The 16,792-nt window shown below is 51.1% G+C and carries 17 protein-coding genes; 9 read left to right on the top strand and 8 right to left on the bottom strand.

Going from position 1 to position 16,792, the window contains the following annotated elements; genetic code table 11:
• Nucleotides 1–12 precede the first annotated feature (12 nt).
• Both ACLJXE_RS20755 and ACLJXE_RS20750 read right to left on the bottom strand, forming a co-directional pair.
• A complete protein-coding gene (locus tag ACLJXE_RS20755; protein WP_410751897.1) occupies nucleotides 13–387 on the bottom strand; it encodes a type II toxin-antitoxin system VapC family toxin in 375 nt (124 codons plus the stop codon).
• Nucleotides 387–629, bottom strand: a complete 243-nt coding sequence (locus ACLJXE_RS20750; RefSeq protein ID WP_286631089.1) for a CopG family transcriptional regulator — start codon at nucleotides 627–629, stop codon at nucleotides 387–389. Before ACLJXE_RS20750 ends, ACLJXE_RS20755 begins: the two co-directional genes overlap by 1 nt.
• Before the next feature lie 205 nt (nucleotides 630–834).
• Here ACLJXE_RS20750 and ACLJXE_RS20745 point away from each other — a divergent pair, with 205 nt between their 5' ends.
• Nucleotides 835–1,749, top strand: a complete 915-nt coding sequence (locus ACLJXE_RS20745; protein WP_410751896.1) for an alpha/beta hydrolase — start codon at nucleotides 835–837, stop codon at nucleotides 1,747–1,749.
• Nucleotides 1,750–1,787: 38 nt separating this feature from the next.
• On the opposite strand, the gene fabY is transcribed toward ACLJXE_RS20745, so the two are convergent.
• From fabY to ACLJXE_RS20715, 6 genes are all read right to left on the bottom strand, one after another.
• Entirely contained in the window at nucleotides 1,788–2,729 is a 942-nt protein-coding gene (fabY, locus tag ACLJXE_RS20740; RefSeq protein WP_170974333.1) for a fatty acid biosynthesis protein FabY, read from the bottom strand.
• Between the two features lie 44 nt (nucleotides 2,730–2,773).
• Nucleotides 2,774–3,211: a D-aminoacyl-tRNA deacylase gene (dtd, locus tag ACLJXE_RS20735; protein WP_003028671.1), complete on the bottom strand. Its 438-nt coding sequence runs from the start codon at nucleotides 3,209–3,211 to the stop codon at nucleotides 2,774–2,776.
• Nucleotides 3,208–4,080, bottom strand: coding sequence for a virulence factor BrkB family protein (locus ACLJXE_RS20730; RefSeq protein ID WP_137381427.1), 873 nt, complete (start codon nucleotides 4,078–4,080; stop codon nucleotides 3,208–3,210). The genes dtd and ACLJXE_RS20730 overlap by 4 nt, the downstream gene beginning before the upstream one ends.
• Nucleotides 4,074–4,673 carry a glucose-1-phosphatase gene (gene yihX, locus ACLJXE_RS20725; protein WP_410751895.1) on the bottom strand — a complete coding sequence of 200 codons (600 nt, stop codon included), beginning with the start codon at nucleotides 4,671–4,673 and terminating at the stop codon, nucleotides 4,074–4,076. The genes ACLJXE_RS20730 and yihX overlap by 7 nt, the downstream gene beginning before the upstream one ends.
• Nucleotides 4,674–4,778: 105 nt before the next feature.
• The gene (locus ACLJXE_RS20720; RefSeq protein WP_410751894.1) at nucleotides 4,779–5,582 is read right to left on the bottom strand and encodes a DeoR/GlpR family DNA-binding transcription regulator; all 804 of its coding nucleotides are present in this window, start codon (nucleotides 5,580–5,582) and stop codon (nucleotides 4,779–4,781) included.
• A 33-nt stretch (nucleotides 5,583–5,615) separates the two neighbouring features.
• Nucleotides 5,616–6,512, bottom strand: coding sequence for a sugar kinase (locus tag ACLJXE_RS20715; protein ID WP_410751893.1), 897 nt, complete (start codon nucleotides 6,510–6,512; stop codon nucleotides 5,616–5,618).
• Between the two features lie 167 nt (nucleotides 6,513–6,679).
• On the opposite strand from ACLJXE_RS20715, the gene yihU reads away from it, so the two are divergent.
• The 8 genes from yihU (at nucleotide 6,680) to ACLJXE_RS20675 (ending at nucleotide 16,657) form a co-directional block, all read left to right on the top strand.
• Complete coding sequence (gene yihU, locus ACLJXE_RS20710; protein WP_410751892.1) at nucleotides 6,680–7,576, top strand: sulfolactaldehyde 3-reductase; 897 nt, start codon at nucleotides 6,680–6,682, stop codon at nucleotides 7,574–7,576.
• A gap of 23 nt (nucleotides 7,577–7,599) precedes the next feature.
• A complete protein-coding gene (gene yihT, locus ACLJXE_RS20705; protein ID WP_410751891.1) occupies nucleotides 7,600–8,478 on the top strand; it encodes a sulfofructosephosphate aldolase in 879 nt (292 codons plus the stop codon).
• Between the two features lie 15 nt (nucleotides 8,479–8,493).
• Entirely contained in the window at nucleotides 8,494–9,735 is a 1,242-nt protein-coding gene (gene yihS, locus ACLJXE_RS20700) for a sulfoquinovose isomerase (protein WP_410751890.1), read from the top strand.
• 67 nt (nucleotides 9,736–9,802) lie between these two features.
• Nucleotides 9,803–10,705, top strand: a complete 903-nt coding sequence (locus ACLJXE_RS20695) for an aldose-1-epimerase (RefSeq protein WP_410751889.1) — start codon at nucleotides 9,803–9,805, stop codon at nucleotides 10,703–10,705.
• 60 nt (nucleotides 10,706–10,765) lie between these two features.
• On the top strand, nucleotides 10,766–11,641 hold the full coding sequence (locus tag ACLJXE_RS20690) for a sulfite exporter TauE/SafE family protein (RefSeq protein WP_410751888.1): 876 nt from the start codon (nucleotides 10,766–10,768) through the stop codon (nucleotides 11,639–11,641).
• Between the two features lie 84 nt (nucleotides 11,642–11,725).
• A complete protein-coding gene (locus ACLJXE_RS20685; RefSeq protein WP_410751887.1) occupies nucleotides 11,726–13,762 on the top strand; it encodes an alpha-glucosidase in 2,037 nt (678 codons plus the stop codon).
• Nucleotides 13,763–13,807: 45 nt separating this feature from the next.
• Entirely contained in the window at nucleotides 13,808–15,193 is a 1,386-nt protein-coding gene (locus ACLJXE_RS20680; protein ID WP_410751886.1) for an MFS transporter, read from the top strand.
• Between the two features lie 45 nt (nucleotides 15,194–15,238).
• On the top strand, nucleotides 15,239–16,657 hold the full coding sequence (locus ACLJXE_RS20675; protein ID WP_410751885.1) for an MFS transporter: 1,419 nt from the start codon (nucleotides 15,239–15,241) through the stop codon (nucleotides 16,655–16,657).
• The last annotated feature ends 135 nt before the right edge of the window (nucleotides 16,658–16,792 follow it).

The following is a 16,792-nucleotide window of genomic DNA, read 5'->3' as shown; positions in this document are numbered from 1 at the left end:
AAGTCGCCCGGGTTACAATTCGTATGGCGTCACCACGCCCGGTATTCCGGCAAAGTCCTTTGTGTTACGCGTGACCAGTTCAAGGCGATGAACCTGCGCTGTCGCCAGAATAATGGCATCCGGAAATTTCATCCCATACTCCTGGCGCAGAGCAACACTTCGCTCGGCAATGTCCTGCGATACTCCGATAACGTTAAACGCGCTTATCGCAACGCGCGTGCGGTGCTCCTGATTATACTTTTTGGCACCCACCATCACTTCCATCCAGGTAATAAGGCTAATCGCATTCTGCGGCGGCCATGCATCTAACGCTTGTTTTGCTTCGCGCCGCCCACTGAATAAGTCGATTAAAATATTGGTATCAAATAGTGCCGACCCATTAGCCATTACCACTCCTCACGCAGTTTGCGCTGGTATTCCACACCGTCTTCTTCACAGCCCTGCCACAAACCAAGTGCGCCGGAAATCGTTGTTTCAGCCTGGTCTTGTCTTTCCAGGTATTGCTCAACAGCCTCTCGCAACAGCTCCGCACGGGGAAGGTTGCGTTGCACTTTGAGATCGTCCAGTCGTTTAATCATTTCATCTGATAAATCGAGTAAAATTCTGCCCATATCCAGCCCAGTCATCACGCTCATATATATCTCCAGTATATCACTCAAGATTAAAACACGAGCAATTTACACCCGGTAAATTCTAAAGAGAAGAGCGCTGCAGGTGGTTAATGTACTTTTGCGAGCCGCTTTCCAGAATCACAGTCCAGACAACATTCTCCATTTTCTTTTGCCAATATCCAGGCTATAACACTGTATGTTTATACAGACAAAGGATAGAGAAATGGCACTGGAGAGCGGGATTGCGCAGCTGGTTGAGGCATTTATCGCGGCGGGACGCCCTTCCTCCCGCGAACAGAATATTGATGACCGGAGAGCGGGCTACATCGCCAGCACAGCACTGGCAGGAGAAACTGAAACCCGCGTACAGGTTGAAGATATTGAACTCGATACCATGACGTTTCGCGTTGTTTCGCCACAGGGTGCCACGGGCAACCTACCCTGCGTGATTTATTACCACGGCGGCTGCTTTGTCAGCGGTGGGTTTGCGACGCACGATAACCAGCTAAAGCAGCTCGCCTGGCACAGTGGCTGTCGGGTGATTGCCGTGCAGTACCGCCTTGCACCAGAGCATACTTTCCCGGCAGCGCACGATGATGCGGAAAGCGGGGCCAATATCATCTGGAAATACGCAGAAGAACTGGGCGTAGACCGAGAGAATATCACGCTTGCTGGCGACAGCGCTGGCGGACATCTGGCGTTCGTTTGCGCCTTGCGCCTGAAAACCGCACAGCAATGGCAACCTGCACAGCTCGTGCTGATTTATCCCATGCTCGACGCAACCGCCGGATTTGAGAGCTACACCCGCAATGGGCAGGATTACATCATCACACGTGACACACTGTTGTCCGGTTACGAGATGTATATGCCACAGACTGACCTGTACCATCCGGAAGTCAGCCCGCTGTGGCGCGACGATTTCAACGGGTTACCGCCGACCCACATCATTACCGCTGAATTTGACCCACTGTGCGATGAAGGCGAAGCCCTGTATCACCAGCTTCAGAAGCACGCCGTGGACTGCACCTGCCAGCGCTATCTCGGCGTCATCCACGGATTTTTTCAGTTAGGAGGCGTAAGCCAGGCGGCGCGAAACGCAATGCGCGACGTGGCCTGGCGAGTTGCAACAGACGAGTAAAACGCGAATCGGGTCGCGTGAAGAGTAGGGGTTTCCCCCTACTCTTCTTCATTCCCACCTTCGACGTAAGGACCAAACGGCTTCGCTGGCAGTACGATATACGTGCCTTCAAACACCACGCCCGCCGTATCGTCACCAAAAAGCTCCACCTGCATCTGCACTCGTGCCTTGCGGCCTCTCGCCAGACGGTCAAGATCGCCGCTCAATGAGCCCAGATCGGCGATAGCAGTAGGCTTCCCGGTGATCGGCTTGCTGTAGCGGATATGTGCATCGGCGAGGATAATCGTTCCTCCCAGATGACGCTCACGCAACATCAGCCAGATAAGCCCCCAACCGGTAAGCGTCGCCAGCGAGAACAGGCTTCCGGCAAACAGGGTGTGGTGCGGATTCTGGTTCCCTGTCTCGGGCATCGTGGTAATAAATTTCTGCCCGGTATATTGCTGAATACGCACGCCCATTTTCTCGCTTAACGGAATATGTTCGTACCAGGCTTGCTGTAGCTGCCCACACCAGTCACCACGATGAAGAATATCGTCCAGCGTCGCAATGGGCTTAATCATCAGGAAGTGGCGGACCGGCGTGGTTTGCGGCGTGGTGATTTCTCCCTGGCTTACAAACCCCAGCTTGGCGAAAAATTCAACCGCATCCTCACGGGCGCTACAGGTGACGCGCTTCACCCCTTCCTGGCGAGCCACGGATTCAAGGGTCATCGCCATCAGCGTTCCGAGTCCCTTTTCTTGCACCGAGGGGTCTACAGCCATAAAGCGTATGGAAGCTTCGTTATCTGCATTGATATACAGACGCCCTACCGCGACCAGATTCCCCTCTTCGTCCACCACCATCTGGTGATGCGCCATGGCGTCCCAGGCATCCCGCTCTGAGCCTTTTGGCTGGTGCAGGGGTTTACGCAGCATTTCCCAGCGAAACTGGTAGTAACGCTCCAGTTCTTCTTCTGTTTGCGGTACTCGAAGGTGATACATAGTTGTATTCTCTCTTGTTACCCGCGACCACGCCGGAAGCTGGTTCATACTTGTAACCAGAACGTCACGGGGCCATCATTAACCAGCGAAACCTGCATATCAGCAGCGAATCGTCCGGTTTGCGTATTCATTTCCTGTTGGCGACAACGTTCAACAAAGTACTCGTATAACGCTTCTGCCCGCTCGGGCGCAGCACCCTTTGAGAACCCAGGACGCATACCGCGTTCGGTATCTGCCGCCAGTGTAAACTGTGAAACCACCAGCACGCTGCCACCTGACTGCTGCACATTCAGGTTCATTTTGCCTTCGGCATCGCTAAAGATTCGATAGCCGAGTACGCGTTCGCACAAGCGGTTTGCTTTCTGTTCGTCATCATCCCTTTCGACACCTAACAGGACCAAAAGTCCTGGGCCAATTTCACCCGTCACCTCGCCCTCCACGGTGACGCTGGCACGGGTTACGCGCTGAATTAATGCAATCATGGTTGCTCTGCTTCTTCTTGTTCTGCGGCTTGTTTAAGTTTGCGGTATTCCCCGAGAGTGACAGTTATTTCCGCGCCTAGCAAGACGATACACCACGTCCAGTAAACCCAGACAAATAAAATAGGGATCACCGCCAGGACACCGTAAATGAGCTGATAAGACGGGAACATCGTGATATAGAGCGCAAATCCTTTCTTTCCGGCTTCGAACAGCACAGCAGCGACAAAGGCACCGATTACCGCATCACGATTGGGTACTCGCGTGGTGGGTACAATGCTGTAAAGCAGCCAGAACGATAGCCAGGAAAGTACCAACGGGAAAATACGCAGTACGTTATCAATAACCGTGTTGAGATCGCTTGCCCAGCGCAACGACAGCAAATAAGAACTGATTGCCAGGCTGGCTCCCGCCAGCAGCGGTCCCAGCGTTAATATCATCCAGTAAACGGCAAAAGAGTACACTTTGGGCCGCGTGCGCTTACTCCGCCAGATGGTATTCAACGCGCTATCGATGGCATACATCAGCAATAGGGCGGTTACAATCAGCCCGCATGCCCCAACAGCAGTCATTTTGTTCGAGTTTGCGACAAACTGTTCGATATACCGCTGGATGACATCGCCGGTCGCCGGAATAAAGTTAGCGAAAATGAAATGACGGAGTTGAATGCTGACATCGGAAAACATCGGAAATGCAGCGAAAAGAGCAAAAACAACGGCGATAAGCGGCACTAACGAGAGCAATGAAACGTAGGCAAGATTTCCTGCCAGCGTTGTCATATGATCCTCATCAATGCGCTGCCATAATAGCTTCAGCCAGGCCCATACAGGACGCGTGTGATGCCTGGCTTTTTGATGCAAAAATTTTAGCATAACAACTTCGCGAAATAGTCAGGGATGGTCGTTTTATCGACGACCTGAATACTGGTGATCCCTAAATGGTTAGCCCCTTCAATATTATCGGCGTTGTCATCAAAAAAGACCGCATCGTGCGCAGAAAAACCTTCTGACTGCAGAACGTGCTGATAAATCCGAGCTTCCGGTTTACGCATGCCCAGTTCCTGAGAAAGATAAATGTGATCGGCTGCCTGACGGATTTCGGGATACTCATCTGGCCAAAACGTTGTGTGCAGGCGGTTTGTATTCGATAACACAACGACACGATGTCCTTGCTCGCGCAGCTTATGCATGATGTCGATAACTTCGGGGCGTAATGCGACAAAAACGGCCTGCCAACCGTGAGAGAACTGCTCATAACTCAAAGGCAACGCCATGTCATGACACAGCGCCTCGGCGAAGGCTTCATCGGTTATTTCGCCTCGCTCATGCTGGCGAAAAGCCTCCCCCATCGTGAAACTTTGCTTTAGTGAAGCCAACGGTACACGGCTCAAATCGCTCCATGTGCCTAACACGCGATTGAAGTCGATATCGACAATCACATTACCCAAATCAAAGATATAGAGCATGTCCTTCTCCTTTCTCGCCGTGGATGAATAACTGTAGCGGGAAAGGAGAAGTTTGACTATGAGCGCGTGATGACTTCGAACTTATCGCGCTATCACGAGATGGGATTACATTGCCAGAGCATCATCCTGAGAGGGACTCACCTGCACAATTTCTACCTGCTGCGCCTGGAGCAGGTTGTGCAATGCAGGGCCGGGATACTCATCAGTAAACAGCGCAGTCACCTGAGACACATTACCAATCTCTACCGCGGCGGAAGCCGAGTATTTCGTGTGATCGGCAGCCAACAGAATGTGCCTCGAATGGGCCATCATCGTTTTCACCACGCTGGCTTCGTTGACATCAAACTCCAGCAGCGCGCCATCATTTTCAATCGCCCCGACGCTGGTCACCAGATAATCGGCCCGGAAATCTGCCACAAATGCTGCCGCAGAAGGGCCAATAATACCGCTGTTATGCGGGCGCAGCGTTCCGCCAGGCACCATCACTTCAAAGCGGGGATTGTTATAAAGAATATGCGCCACGCGCAGGCTGTTGGTGATGATGCGCAAATGGTTATGGTTTAACAGCGCCCGCGCAACCTGCTCAACGGTAGTACCAATGGTAATGAACACGGTTGAGCCGTCGGGAATGTAATCCGCTACCGCTTCCGCGATGGCTTTTTTCTCTTCCGTCCACGAGACTTCACGCTGTTCGAACGCCGTATTGACCACGCTGGAGGCTCTGCCTGCTCCACCGTGATGACGCGTAATTAATCCCTGTTCGCTTAACTTACGAATATCACGACGCACGGTCTGGGTGGAAACATCCAGCAGACTGGCGAGTTCGTCAATATTCATATAACCGCGCTCGCTAATCAGCATCAGCAGTTGATCGTGTCGCGGGTTACCGGTCAGTTCGGTAAGACTCATGAAATTTCCTCGAAAAACCATTGCCCTGGCATTTTATACAAAAAGTGACAGAAAAGATCGGGTTTGATCACAGTCAGGGATCCCCGCACGTCCGCCCGGACGCGTACACTTCAGTGCAGCGACGCCACTGGCAAACCTGACGGCATCTTCCTGCGCGGTCCCACAGGCCAGACTAAATGCCAGCGCACCGTGAAAAACATCACCGGCACCGGTGGTGTCTACCACATCGACTGAAAATCCTGGCTGATGCTGCACTGCATTATCTTTTATCCAGTCACACCCCTCACTGCCACGCGTCACATAAACATGGCCATTTGTGAGCATTTGTGCTTTTTTCAGTCCAGAATCGGGCTCCGTTGTCCCTGTCAGTCGCGCCAGTCCCGGTTCAGAGAACGCAGCATGATCGCTCAATGCCACCAGTTCACTGATGTCCTGCGGCGTAACATCGCCATCCAGTACGGTCATCACCCCTGACTGACGCGCCAGCGTGAAGGCCTGTTTTGCCCCTTCGTGCCAGCGCACATCCGCCAACACTACATCCCACTGAGAAAAATCGATCTCACTCAACCAGTCGGCATCATGCAGTAAATCCGGGCTGGGATAGTTAACGATAATTCGCTCTCCCTTCGCGTCGACCATAATCGCCGACTGTGAAGATTTCGCCCCTGCATAGCGCCGGGTGTAACGCGTGTTTACCCCCAGGGATTCCAGCTCCACCAGCAGGCTGTTTCCGGTGTCGTCATCGCCCACACGGCCAATAAAGTCCACCTGTGCGCCCAGCTTTGCCGCAGCCACAGCCGCAGTCGCAGCAGGCCCACCGCCCACTTCGGTATACCGCTTCGCCACATATTTACCCCCTTCAGTCGGTAAACCTTCTACGTAATAGATGCGATCCATCACGGTAATACCCACACAAGCAACACGAATCATGGTCATTCCTTAGGCGTTTCAAGATGGGATCATTTTAATTTCACAAAATGTTTAAAAAGTGACGGCTGTCAATTTTTTGACCATAAATTACAAATACGATCAAAAACAGACAATAAAATCGCATCATAAATGACAAAAAGTGACACATCAGCATCCAGGAGAAGGATATGGCAGCAATCGCATTTATCGGCTTAGGGCAAATGGGTTCACCTATGGCGAGCAATTTACTCAAGCAGGGGCATCAGCTTCGCGTGTTCGATGTCAATTCAGAGGCCGTAAACCTCCTGGTCGACAAAGGTGCAACCCCCGCCACTAGCCCGGCGCAGGCCGTTAATGGCGCAGAATTTGTCATCACCATGTTGCCGAACGGCGATTTGGTGCGCAGCGTGCTGTTTGGTAAGAACGGTGTTTGCGAGGGTTTATCTGCCGATGCGCTGGTCATTGATATGTCAACGATCCACCCACTGCAAACCGATAAATTGATTGCTGATATGCAGGCTTCAGGCTTCAGCATGATGGATGTACCAGTAGGCCGTACTTCCGCTAACGCCATTACCGGCACCCTGCTGCTGCTGGCTGGCGGCACCACTGAACAGGTTGAACGTGCCACGCCGGTTCTCATGGCGATGGGAAGCGAACTGATCAACGCGGGCGGTCCCGGTATGGGTATCCGCGTCAAACTCATTAATAACTACATGAGCATCGCACTCAATGCACTGTCTGCCGAAGCCGCCGTGCTGTGCGAAGCCCTGCATCTTCCTTTCGATGTTGCCGTCAAGGTGATGAGCGGTACTGCCGCCGGAAAAGGTCACTTCACCACCACCTGGCCAAACAAAGTCCTCTGCGGGGATCTTTCTCCCGCCTTCATGATCGATCTCGCCCACAAGGATCTTGGTATCGCTCTCGATGTTGCCAACCAGTTGCATGTCCCGATGCCACTGGGCGCCGCTTCACGGGAGGTTTATAGCCAGGCACGCGCGGCGGGTCGCGGTCGTCAGGACTGGTCCGCCATTCTGGAGCAGGTCCGTGTCAGCGCCGGACTGACCGCCAACGTAAAAATGTAACGACTGGATAAAGGAATAAATGAATGAATAAGTACACCATCAACGACATTACGCGCGCATCCGGCGGTTTCGCCATGCTGGCAGTCGACCAACGCGAAGCCATGCGCATGATGTTTGCCGCAGCTGGCGCGAAATCACCGGTGACGGACAGCGTACTGACCGATTTCAAAGTGAATGCCGCAAAAACACTTTCGCCTTATGCCTCAGCCATTCTGATCGATCAGCAGTTCTGCTACCGCCAGGTGGTTGAACAAAAGGCGATTGCTAAAAGCTGCGCCATGATCGTTGCTGCCGATGAGTTTATTCCGGGTAATGGCATCCCGGTTGATAGCGTGGTGATTGACCGAAAAATCAACCCGCTACAGGTCAAACAAGACGGTGGTAAAGCCTTAAAACTATTAGTCCTCTGGCGTAGTGACGAAGACGCACAACAACGCCTGGATATGGTGAAAGAGTTCAACGAATTGTGCCACTCACAGGGTCTTATCAGCATCATTGAGCCAGTCGTTCGCCCGCCGCGTCGTGGCGATAAATTCGATCGTGAACAGGCGATCATTGAAGCAGCAATTGAGCTAGGCGACAGCGGCGCGGATCTCTACAAAGTAGAAATGCCACTTTACGGCAAAGGCCCGCAACAAGAGCTTCTCACCGCTTCACAACGTCTCAATGAACATATCAATATACCGTGGGTGATCCTCTCTTCTGGCGTGGACGAAAAACTGTTCCCACGTGCCGTGCGTGTCGCAATGACAGCGGGCGCATCCGGATTCCTGGCAGGCCGTGCGGTATGGGCATCGGTCGTCGGTTTGCCTGATAGCGAACTGATGCTGCGCGATATTTCTGCACCGAAACTACAACATCTGGGCGAAATCGTCGACGAAATGATGACTAAACGCCGCTAATACGAGGACAAAGGGATGAAATGGTTTAATACATTAAGTCATAACCGCTGGCTGGAACAGGAAACCGATCGCATCTTTGATTTTGGTAAAAATGCCGTAGTACCGACTGGCTTTGGCTGGCTAGGTAATAAAGGGCAAATCAAAGAAGAGATGGGTACGCATTTATGGATCACCGCCCGTATGCTTCACGTTTATTCTGTTGCTGCGGCGATGGGTCGTCCGGGTGCCTACTCGTTGGTTGATCACGGTATCAAGTCGATGAACGGCGCGCTGCGTGATGAAAAATATGGCGGCTGGTACGCCTGCGTGAATGACAAGGGCGTAGTGGATGCCTCCAAACAAGGTTATCAACACTTCTTTGCCTTGTTGGGTGCCGCCAGCGCCGTTACCACCGGCCATCCGGAAGCTCGCAAATTGCTCGATTACACCATTGAAATTATTGAGAAATATTTCTGGAGCGAAGAAGAGCAAATGTGTCTGGAATCCTGGGACGAAGCCTTTAGTGAAACCGAAGCGTACCGCGGCGGTAATGCCAACATGCATGCGGTGGAAGCCTTCTTGATTGTTTATGACGTCACACATGACAAAAAATGGTTGGATCGCGCGATTCGCGTGGCGTCTGTCATTATCCACGACGTAGCCAGAAATAATCATTATCGCGTTAACGAGCACTTCGATACCCAGTGGAATCCACTGCCGGATTACAACAAAGACAACCCGGCACACCGCTTCCGCGCGTTCGGCGGCACTCCAGGTCATTGGATCGAATGGGGTCGTTTGATGCTGCACATCCACGCCGCACTGGAAGCCCGTTGCGAACAACCACCGGCCTGGTTGTTAGAAGATGCAAAAGGCCTGTTCAATGCTACCGTTCGCGATGCCTGGGCGCCCGATGGTGCTGACGGAATTGTCTATACCGTTGACTGGGAAGGCAAACCCGTGGTCCGCGAACGCGTACGTTGGCCTATCGTCGAAGCAATGGGAACCGCTTATGCACTCTACACCGTGACCGGCGATCGCCAGTACGAAACCTGGTATCAGACATGGTGGGACTACTGCATTACGTACCTGATGGACTATGAAAATGGCTCATGGTGGCAAGAGTTAGATGCTGACAACAAAGTCACCACCAAAGTCTGGGATGGTAAACAAGATATTTACCACCTGCTGCACTGCCTGGTAATTCCACGCATCCCGTTAGCACCTGGTCTGGCTCCTGCTGTTGCCGCTGGCCTGTTGGATGTTAACGCCAAATAACTGACCTGAAAATACGGCGTATCAGCCTGCGTGCCGGATATGCCGTTCTTCCATAAAGGTGCCTCGTATGCGATTAACGAGTATGCATAGCAGTGGACAGACCGTTTCACTCACCGCCGGGGATTATCATGCGACCATCGTGACCGTCGGTGCGGGTCTGGCTGAATTAACCTTTCAGGACTGCCATTTAGTCATCCCCCACAAACCTGAAGAGATGCCGAGGGCGCACCTGGGTAAAGTGCTCATCCCATGGCCTAACCGTATTGCAAACGGCTGTTATCAGCATCAAGGACGTGAATATCAGTTACCAATTAATGAACACAACTCGCAGGCCTCTATTCACGGGCTGCTTGCCTGGCGTGACTGGCAAATCAGCAAACAGACGCCTCGCAGCGTCACCTTGACGGCTTTTTTGCCACCCAGCTACGGCTATCCATTTATGCTGGCTTCACAGGTTATTTATTCGCTCAATGCACAAAGTGGCCTGACTGTTGAGATCACCAGCCAGAATATTGGTAGCCAGCCAGCACCTTATGGTGTGGGTATTCACCCTTATTTAACCTGCAACTTAATGCCTGTCGATGAATATCTGTTACAGCTTCCGGCACTACAGGTTTATGCCGTCGATGAGCATATTAATCCGACAACACTCCATCACGTTGATGAGCTGGACTTAAATTTCAGTCAGACGAAAAAAGTGGCAGATACGCGAATCGACCACACATTCAAAACCGTTAACGACCAATGGGAAATGACCATTACCCATCCACAACAAGCGCTTTCAGTTAGCCTTTATTCCGATCAACCCTGGGTACAAGTATACAGCGGTGAAAAATTACAGCGTCAGGGGCTAGCAATAGAACCGATGAGTTGCCCGCCCAACGCGTTTAATTCCGGAACAGATTTACTATTGCTGGAATCGGGAAAAACACATCGCCTGTTTTTTAATATTCATGGGCAGCGGAATTAGTTTCATTAAAAAAAGAACAATATCGTTATTCAGGGTTGTATTAACGCAACAGGAATCATTATGGACTTCTTTAATTTATTTACATCGGATGGCGTGCTACTGGATACTAACGTGGTCTGCACCGTCATCGCGTTAATGTTTCTTTATACCTTTGTAGGAATATGCGCAGGGTTCGGCGGCGGGCTAACGACGATGCCTCTGGTTACACTGATGCTCCCGGTAAAAATGGCAACACCGCTGTCGGTGATTGTTGGCACTGCTACCGCTTTGTACGCCACCTGGCTGTCACGTAAAGAAACAGACTGGCGCTCGGCAATGGTACTGATTATTTTCTCGTTTCTGGGAATACCTGTCGGTTTATACGCACTGTCCTATTTACCCGACCATTTTATGAAAGTGGGCTTAGGCGGGTTCCTGATCCTCTATTCGTTCTACAGCATGTTTATTCCACGCCTGCCTGTTTATGACCGCAACTGGATTGCTGCGCCTATTGGTGCCGTTGCTGGCGCATTGGGCGCGGCGTTTTCGACCAATGGGCCGCCGATGGTGATCTACGGCATGTTACGTAACTTAGGTCCGGCGGCATTTCGCGGCACGCTGAACGCCTTCTTCACGGCGAACAACATTGCGGTTATCGGTGGACTGGCCACCAGCGGAATTTTAACTGTCTCAATTTTTAAGTTGGTGATCTTTTGTATTCCCACCATGATCCTCGGCTCGCTGGTTGGGCAATATGTGCATAAACGTATTTCAGTCAAAGTGTTCCGCGTGATGGTTTTTTTATTGCTGATAGCCTCTGGCTCCATGTTAATAAAAGGCGCGCTGGGTATTTCTGCGATAACCGCACTACTGCCACCTTTTACATTATTAGTGGTTTTACAGCTGCTATTTGGTAAAAAAATCTCGGTTATCCGGCAAGCACAGGAAAATAAATAACAGATAGCAATTCACTTATTTTTAGTTAAAACCTGTAACAACAGGACGGCAAGAATTTCATTTTCAACTCTGCGGAGAGTATTTATGGATACGCCACGCCAACAATTATTAGATATTCAGTTAGAACATTCTGAACAAGGTTTTACTCTACGTTACCAACAACGCCCTATTTTATCTCACTCAATAGATAAACCTTGTTTATGGGTTGGGTCTGGTATTGCTGATATCGATATGTTCCGCGGCAATTTCAGCATCAAAGATAAACTGCAGGAAAAGATTGCACTCACGGAGGCAACGGTCAGCACATTACCTGAAGGTTGGCGGGTGCATTTCAACCGCGGCGACACAATCCATGCCACGCTGCACATCTCCACCGATGAACAAGGCCGCCTGAAGCTGGATCTGCATAACGACGATCTCAGCCATAACCGCATCTGGCTACGCCTTGCTGCCCAACCAGACGATCATATCTACGGCTGCGGCGAACAGTTCTCTTACTTCGACTTACGCGGTAAACCGTTCCCGCTGTGGACCAGCGAACAGGGCGTGGGCCGTAATAAAAACAGCTATGTCACCTGGCAGGCTGACTGCAAAGAGAACGCCGGAGGAGACTACTACTGGACTTTCTTCCCGCAACCGACGTTTGTCAGTACACAAAAGTATTACTGCCACGTCGACAATAGCTGCTACATGAATTTCGACTTCAGCGCCCCGGAATATCACGAACTGGCACTGTGGGAAGACAAAACGACCCTACGCTTTGAGTGCGCCGAGACTTACATTTCGCTGCTGGAAAAATTAACAGCGCTATTGGGTCGCCAGCCTGAGCTGCCCGACTGGATTTATGACGGCGTTACGCTCGGCATTCAAGGTGGCACGGAAGTGTGTCAGCAAAAACTGGATACCATGCGCAATGCGGGCGTGAAGGTAAATGGTATTTGGGCACAAGACTGGTCCGGGATCCGCATGACCTCTTTTGGCAAACGCGTGATGTGGAACTGGAAATGGAACAGTGAAAACTACCCACAGTTAGATTCCCGCATTAAGCAATGGAACAAAGAAGGCGTGCAGTTCCTCTCCTACATCAACCCGTATGTCGCCAGCGATAAAGACCTCTGCGCCGAAGCGGCAAAACACGGTTATCTGGCTAAAGATGCCTCCGGCGATGACTATCTGGTTGAATTTGGTGAGTTTTATGGCGGTGTGGTCGATCTGACCAACCCGGAAGCCTACGACTGGTTCAAAGAGGTCATTAAAAAGAACATGATCGAACTGGGCTGCGGTGGCTGGATGGCAGATTTTGGCGAATACTTGCCAACCGATACATATCTGCACAACGGCGTCAGCGCCGAGATCATGCATAACGCCTGGCCCGCGCTGTGGGCGAAATGTAACTACGACGCACTGCAGGAAACCGGCAAGCTTGGCGAAATTCTGTTCTTTATGCGCGCGGGTTACACCGGTAGTCAGAAGTATTCCACCATGATGTGGGCTGGCGACCAAAACGTAGACTGGAGCCTCGACGATGGTCTGGCCTCAGTTGTTCCTGCCGCATTGTCGCTGGCCATGACCGGCCACGGCCTGCACCACAGCGATATTGGCGGTTACACCACGCTGTTTGACATGAAACGTAGCAAAGAGCTGCTGCTGCGCTGGTGTGATTTTAGCGCCTTCACCCCGATGATGCGTACCCACGAAGGCAACCGCCCCAGCGATAACTGGCAGTTTGATGGCGACAGCGAAACTATCGCCCACTTTGCCCGCATGACCACCGTGTTCACCACCCTGAAACCGTACCTCAAACAGGCCGTCGCACAAAACAGCGCTACCGGGCTACCGGTTATGCGCCCGTTGTTCCTGCACTACGAAAACGATGCACAAACCTACACCCTGAAATATCAGTACCTGCTGGGACAGGATCTGCTGGTCGCACCGGTTCATGAGCAGGGTAAGCACGACTGGACGCTGTATCTACCAGAGGATAACTGGGTCAACGTCTGGACAGGGGAAACTTATCAGGGCGGTGACATCACCGTGGATGCGCCAATTGGCAAGCCTCCGGTGTTTTATCGCGCGAAGAGTGAGTGGGCGTCACTGTTTGCCACGTTACGCAACATCTAATACGGCTCGCCCGCGGGGATACTCACGGGCAAATGGAGAATAACAATGAGTCAAAATACAGCCAATCCGGCAACCCTACGCTTGCCGTTTAAAGAAAAACTTGCCTATGGGATAGGTGATTTGGGCTCCAATATCCTGCTGGATATTGGTACGCTCTATTTACTCAAGTTTTATACTGATGTCCTTGGCTTACCGGGGACTTACGGCGGTATCATTTTCTTAATCGCCAAGTTTTTTACCGCGTTTACCGATATGGGCACCGGGATTATGCTCGATTCGCGACGCAAAATTGGTCCGAAGGGTAAATTCCGCCCATTCGTGCTCTATGCTGCCTTCCCCGTCACCTTGCTGGCAATTGCTAACTTTGTCGGCACACCGTTTGAAATAACCGGCAAAACGGTGATGGCAACAGCGCTGTTTATGCTGTACGGACTGTTCTTCAGCATGATGAACTGCTCTTACGGCGCGATGGTTCCTGCCATTACTAAAAACCCGGATGAGCGCGCTTCGCTGGCCGCCTGGCGGCAAGGTGGCGCAACCCTGGGTTTGTTACTGTGTACCGTCGGCTTTGTTCCAGTGATGAATCTGATCGAAGGTAACTCGCAGTTGGGTTATATCTTCGCCGCCACATTATTTTCCCTGTTCGGCCTGCTGTTTATGTGGCTGTGCTATGCCGGTGTGAAAGAACGCTATGTAGAAGTGAAATCCGTGGATGCGGCAGCGCAAAAACCGGGATTACTGCAATCCTTCCGCGCTATCGCCGGTAACCGCCCGCTGTTCATTTTGTGCATTGCCAACCTCTGCACCTTAGGTGCGTTTAACGTCAAACTCGCCATCCAGGTGTATTACACCCAATACGTGCTCAATGACCCCATCCTTTTGTCATATATGGGATTTTTCAGTATGGGCTGTATATTCATCGGCGTCTTTTTAATGCCGGGAATGGTCAGACGCTTTGGTAAGAAGAAGGTCTATATCGGCGGCCTGCTGATTTGGGTAGCGGGCGATCTGCTTAACTACTTCTTTGGCGGCGGTTCAGTCAGCTTTGTGGCGTTTTCTTGCCTGGCTTTCTTCGGTTCGGCATTTGTTAACAGCCTGAACTGGGCGCTGGTTTCCGACACAGTGGAATATGGCGAATGGCGTACTGGCGTGCGTTCTGAAGGCACGGTGTACACCGGTTTTACCTTCTTTCGCAAAGTGTCGCAGGCGCTGGCCGGCTTCTTCCCTGGCTGGATGCTGACGCAAATCGACTATGTGCCGAACGTCGCACAGGCAGACCACACCATCGAAGGCTTACGTCAGTTGATCTTCATCTACCCAAGTGCGTTGGCGGTCATCACCATTATTGCGATGGGGTGCTTTTACAGCCTGAACGAGAAGATGTACGTCCGCATTGTAGAAGAAATAGAAGCCCGTAAGCGCCCGGCTTAATAATGATTATAAACGACGCCCTGCGGGGCGTTATAAGGAGTGATTATGTCTGACCATAATCCTTTGACATTAAAACTGAATCTGCGGGAAAAACTCGCCTATGGCATGGGCGATGTTGGTTCGAATTTAATGCTTAGCATTGGTACTCTGTATCTCCTCAAATTTTATACCGATGAATTAGGGATGCCTGCTTACTATGGCGGGATTATCTTTCTGGTGGCGAAATTCTTTACCGCGTTTACCGATATGCTCACCGGATTTTTACTCGATTCGCGTAAGAATATCGGCCCCAAAGGAAAATTCAGGCCCTTTATTTTGTATGCGGCAGTGCCAGCGGCATTGATTGCAACATTACAATTTATTGCCACCACCTTTAGTTTACCTGTCAAAACGACGATTGCCACAGCATTATTTATGATGTTTGGGTTATCGTACAGTCTGATGAATTGCTCCTATGGCGCGATGATCCCGGCGATAACCAAAAACCCGAATGAACGTGCACAGCTCGCGGCTTATCGACAAGGTGGCGCAACCATCGGGTTATTAATTTGTACCGTAGCATTTATTCCACTCCAGTCGTTTTTCTCTGACTCGACGGTGGGTTATTCCTGCGCGGCATTGATATTCTCCGTTGGCGGTTTTATCTTTATGATGCTCTGCTATCAAGGCGTAAAAGAGCATTATGTTGATACATCACCTTCCAGACATAAAGTCAGCATTCTGAAGTCATTTTTCGCGATATTTCACAATCCGCCACTGTTGGTGTTATGCATTGCGAATCTCTGCACGCTGGCGGCATTTAATATCAAACTGGCTATTCAGGTGTATTACACTCAGTACGTACTGAACGATATCAATTTATTATCGTGGATGGGATTCTTCAGTATGGGATGTATCCTCATCGGCGTACTACTGGTGCCATTAACTGTAAAATGCTTTGGCAAAAAACAGGTTTATTTAGCCGGGATGATACTGTGGGCGGTGGGTGATATTTTGAATTATTGCTGGGGCAGTAGCTCGTTCTCCTTCATCATGTTCTCTTGTGTCGCCTTCTTCGGCACAGCCTTTGTGAATAGTCTGAACTGGGCACTGGTACCAGATACCGTCGACTACGGTGAATGGAAAACCGGTATCCGCGCTGAAGGTTCCGTTTATACTGGCTATACCTTTTTTCGCAAAATTTCTGCGGCGCTGGCCGGCTTCCTGCCCGGCATTATGCTGACGCAAATCGGTTATATCCCCAATATTGCCCAGAGTGATGCAACCTTGCTTGGTTTGCGCCAGCTTATTTTTCTCTGGCCCTGCGGACTGGCAATTATTGCGGCAATCACAATGGGATTCTTTTATAAACTCAACGAAGCCCGTTTTGCTTTTATCATTGAGGAAATCAGTCAACGGAAGAAAAATAACATTCAACCAGAACACATTAGCCATAAAAAGAAAACCTCTGCTGTGAACATATAAAAATTGCCGCTTAGAGCCTATCCCAGTAGGCGTTATTGGCGTAGACAGTTTGAACACGGCCAGCGCGGAAGAACCGGAGCGTACACGGAGTACGTGAGGGTTCTGAGCACTGCCCTGGTTCGAAATGGCAAGCAA

Source organism: Citrobacter sp. U14242, from assembly GCF_046555775.1.
In the GTDB taxonomy this organism is placed as follows: Bacteria; Pseudomonadota; Gammaproteobacteria; order Enterobacterales; family Enterobacteriaceae; genus Citrobacter.
This window is presented reverse-complemented; position numbering and strand designations above follow the sequence as displayed.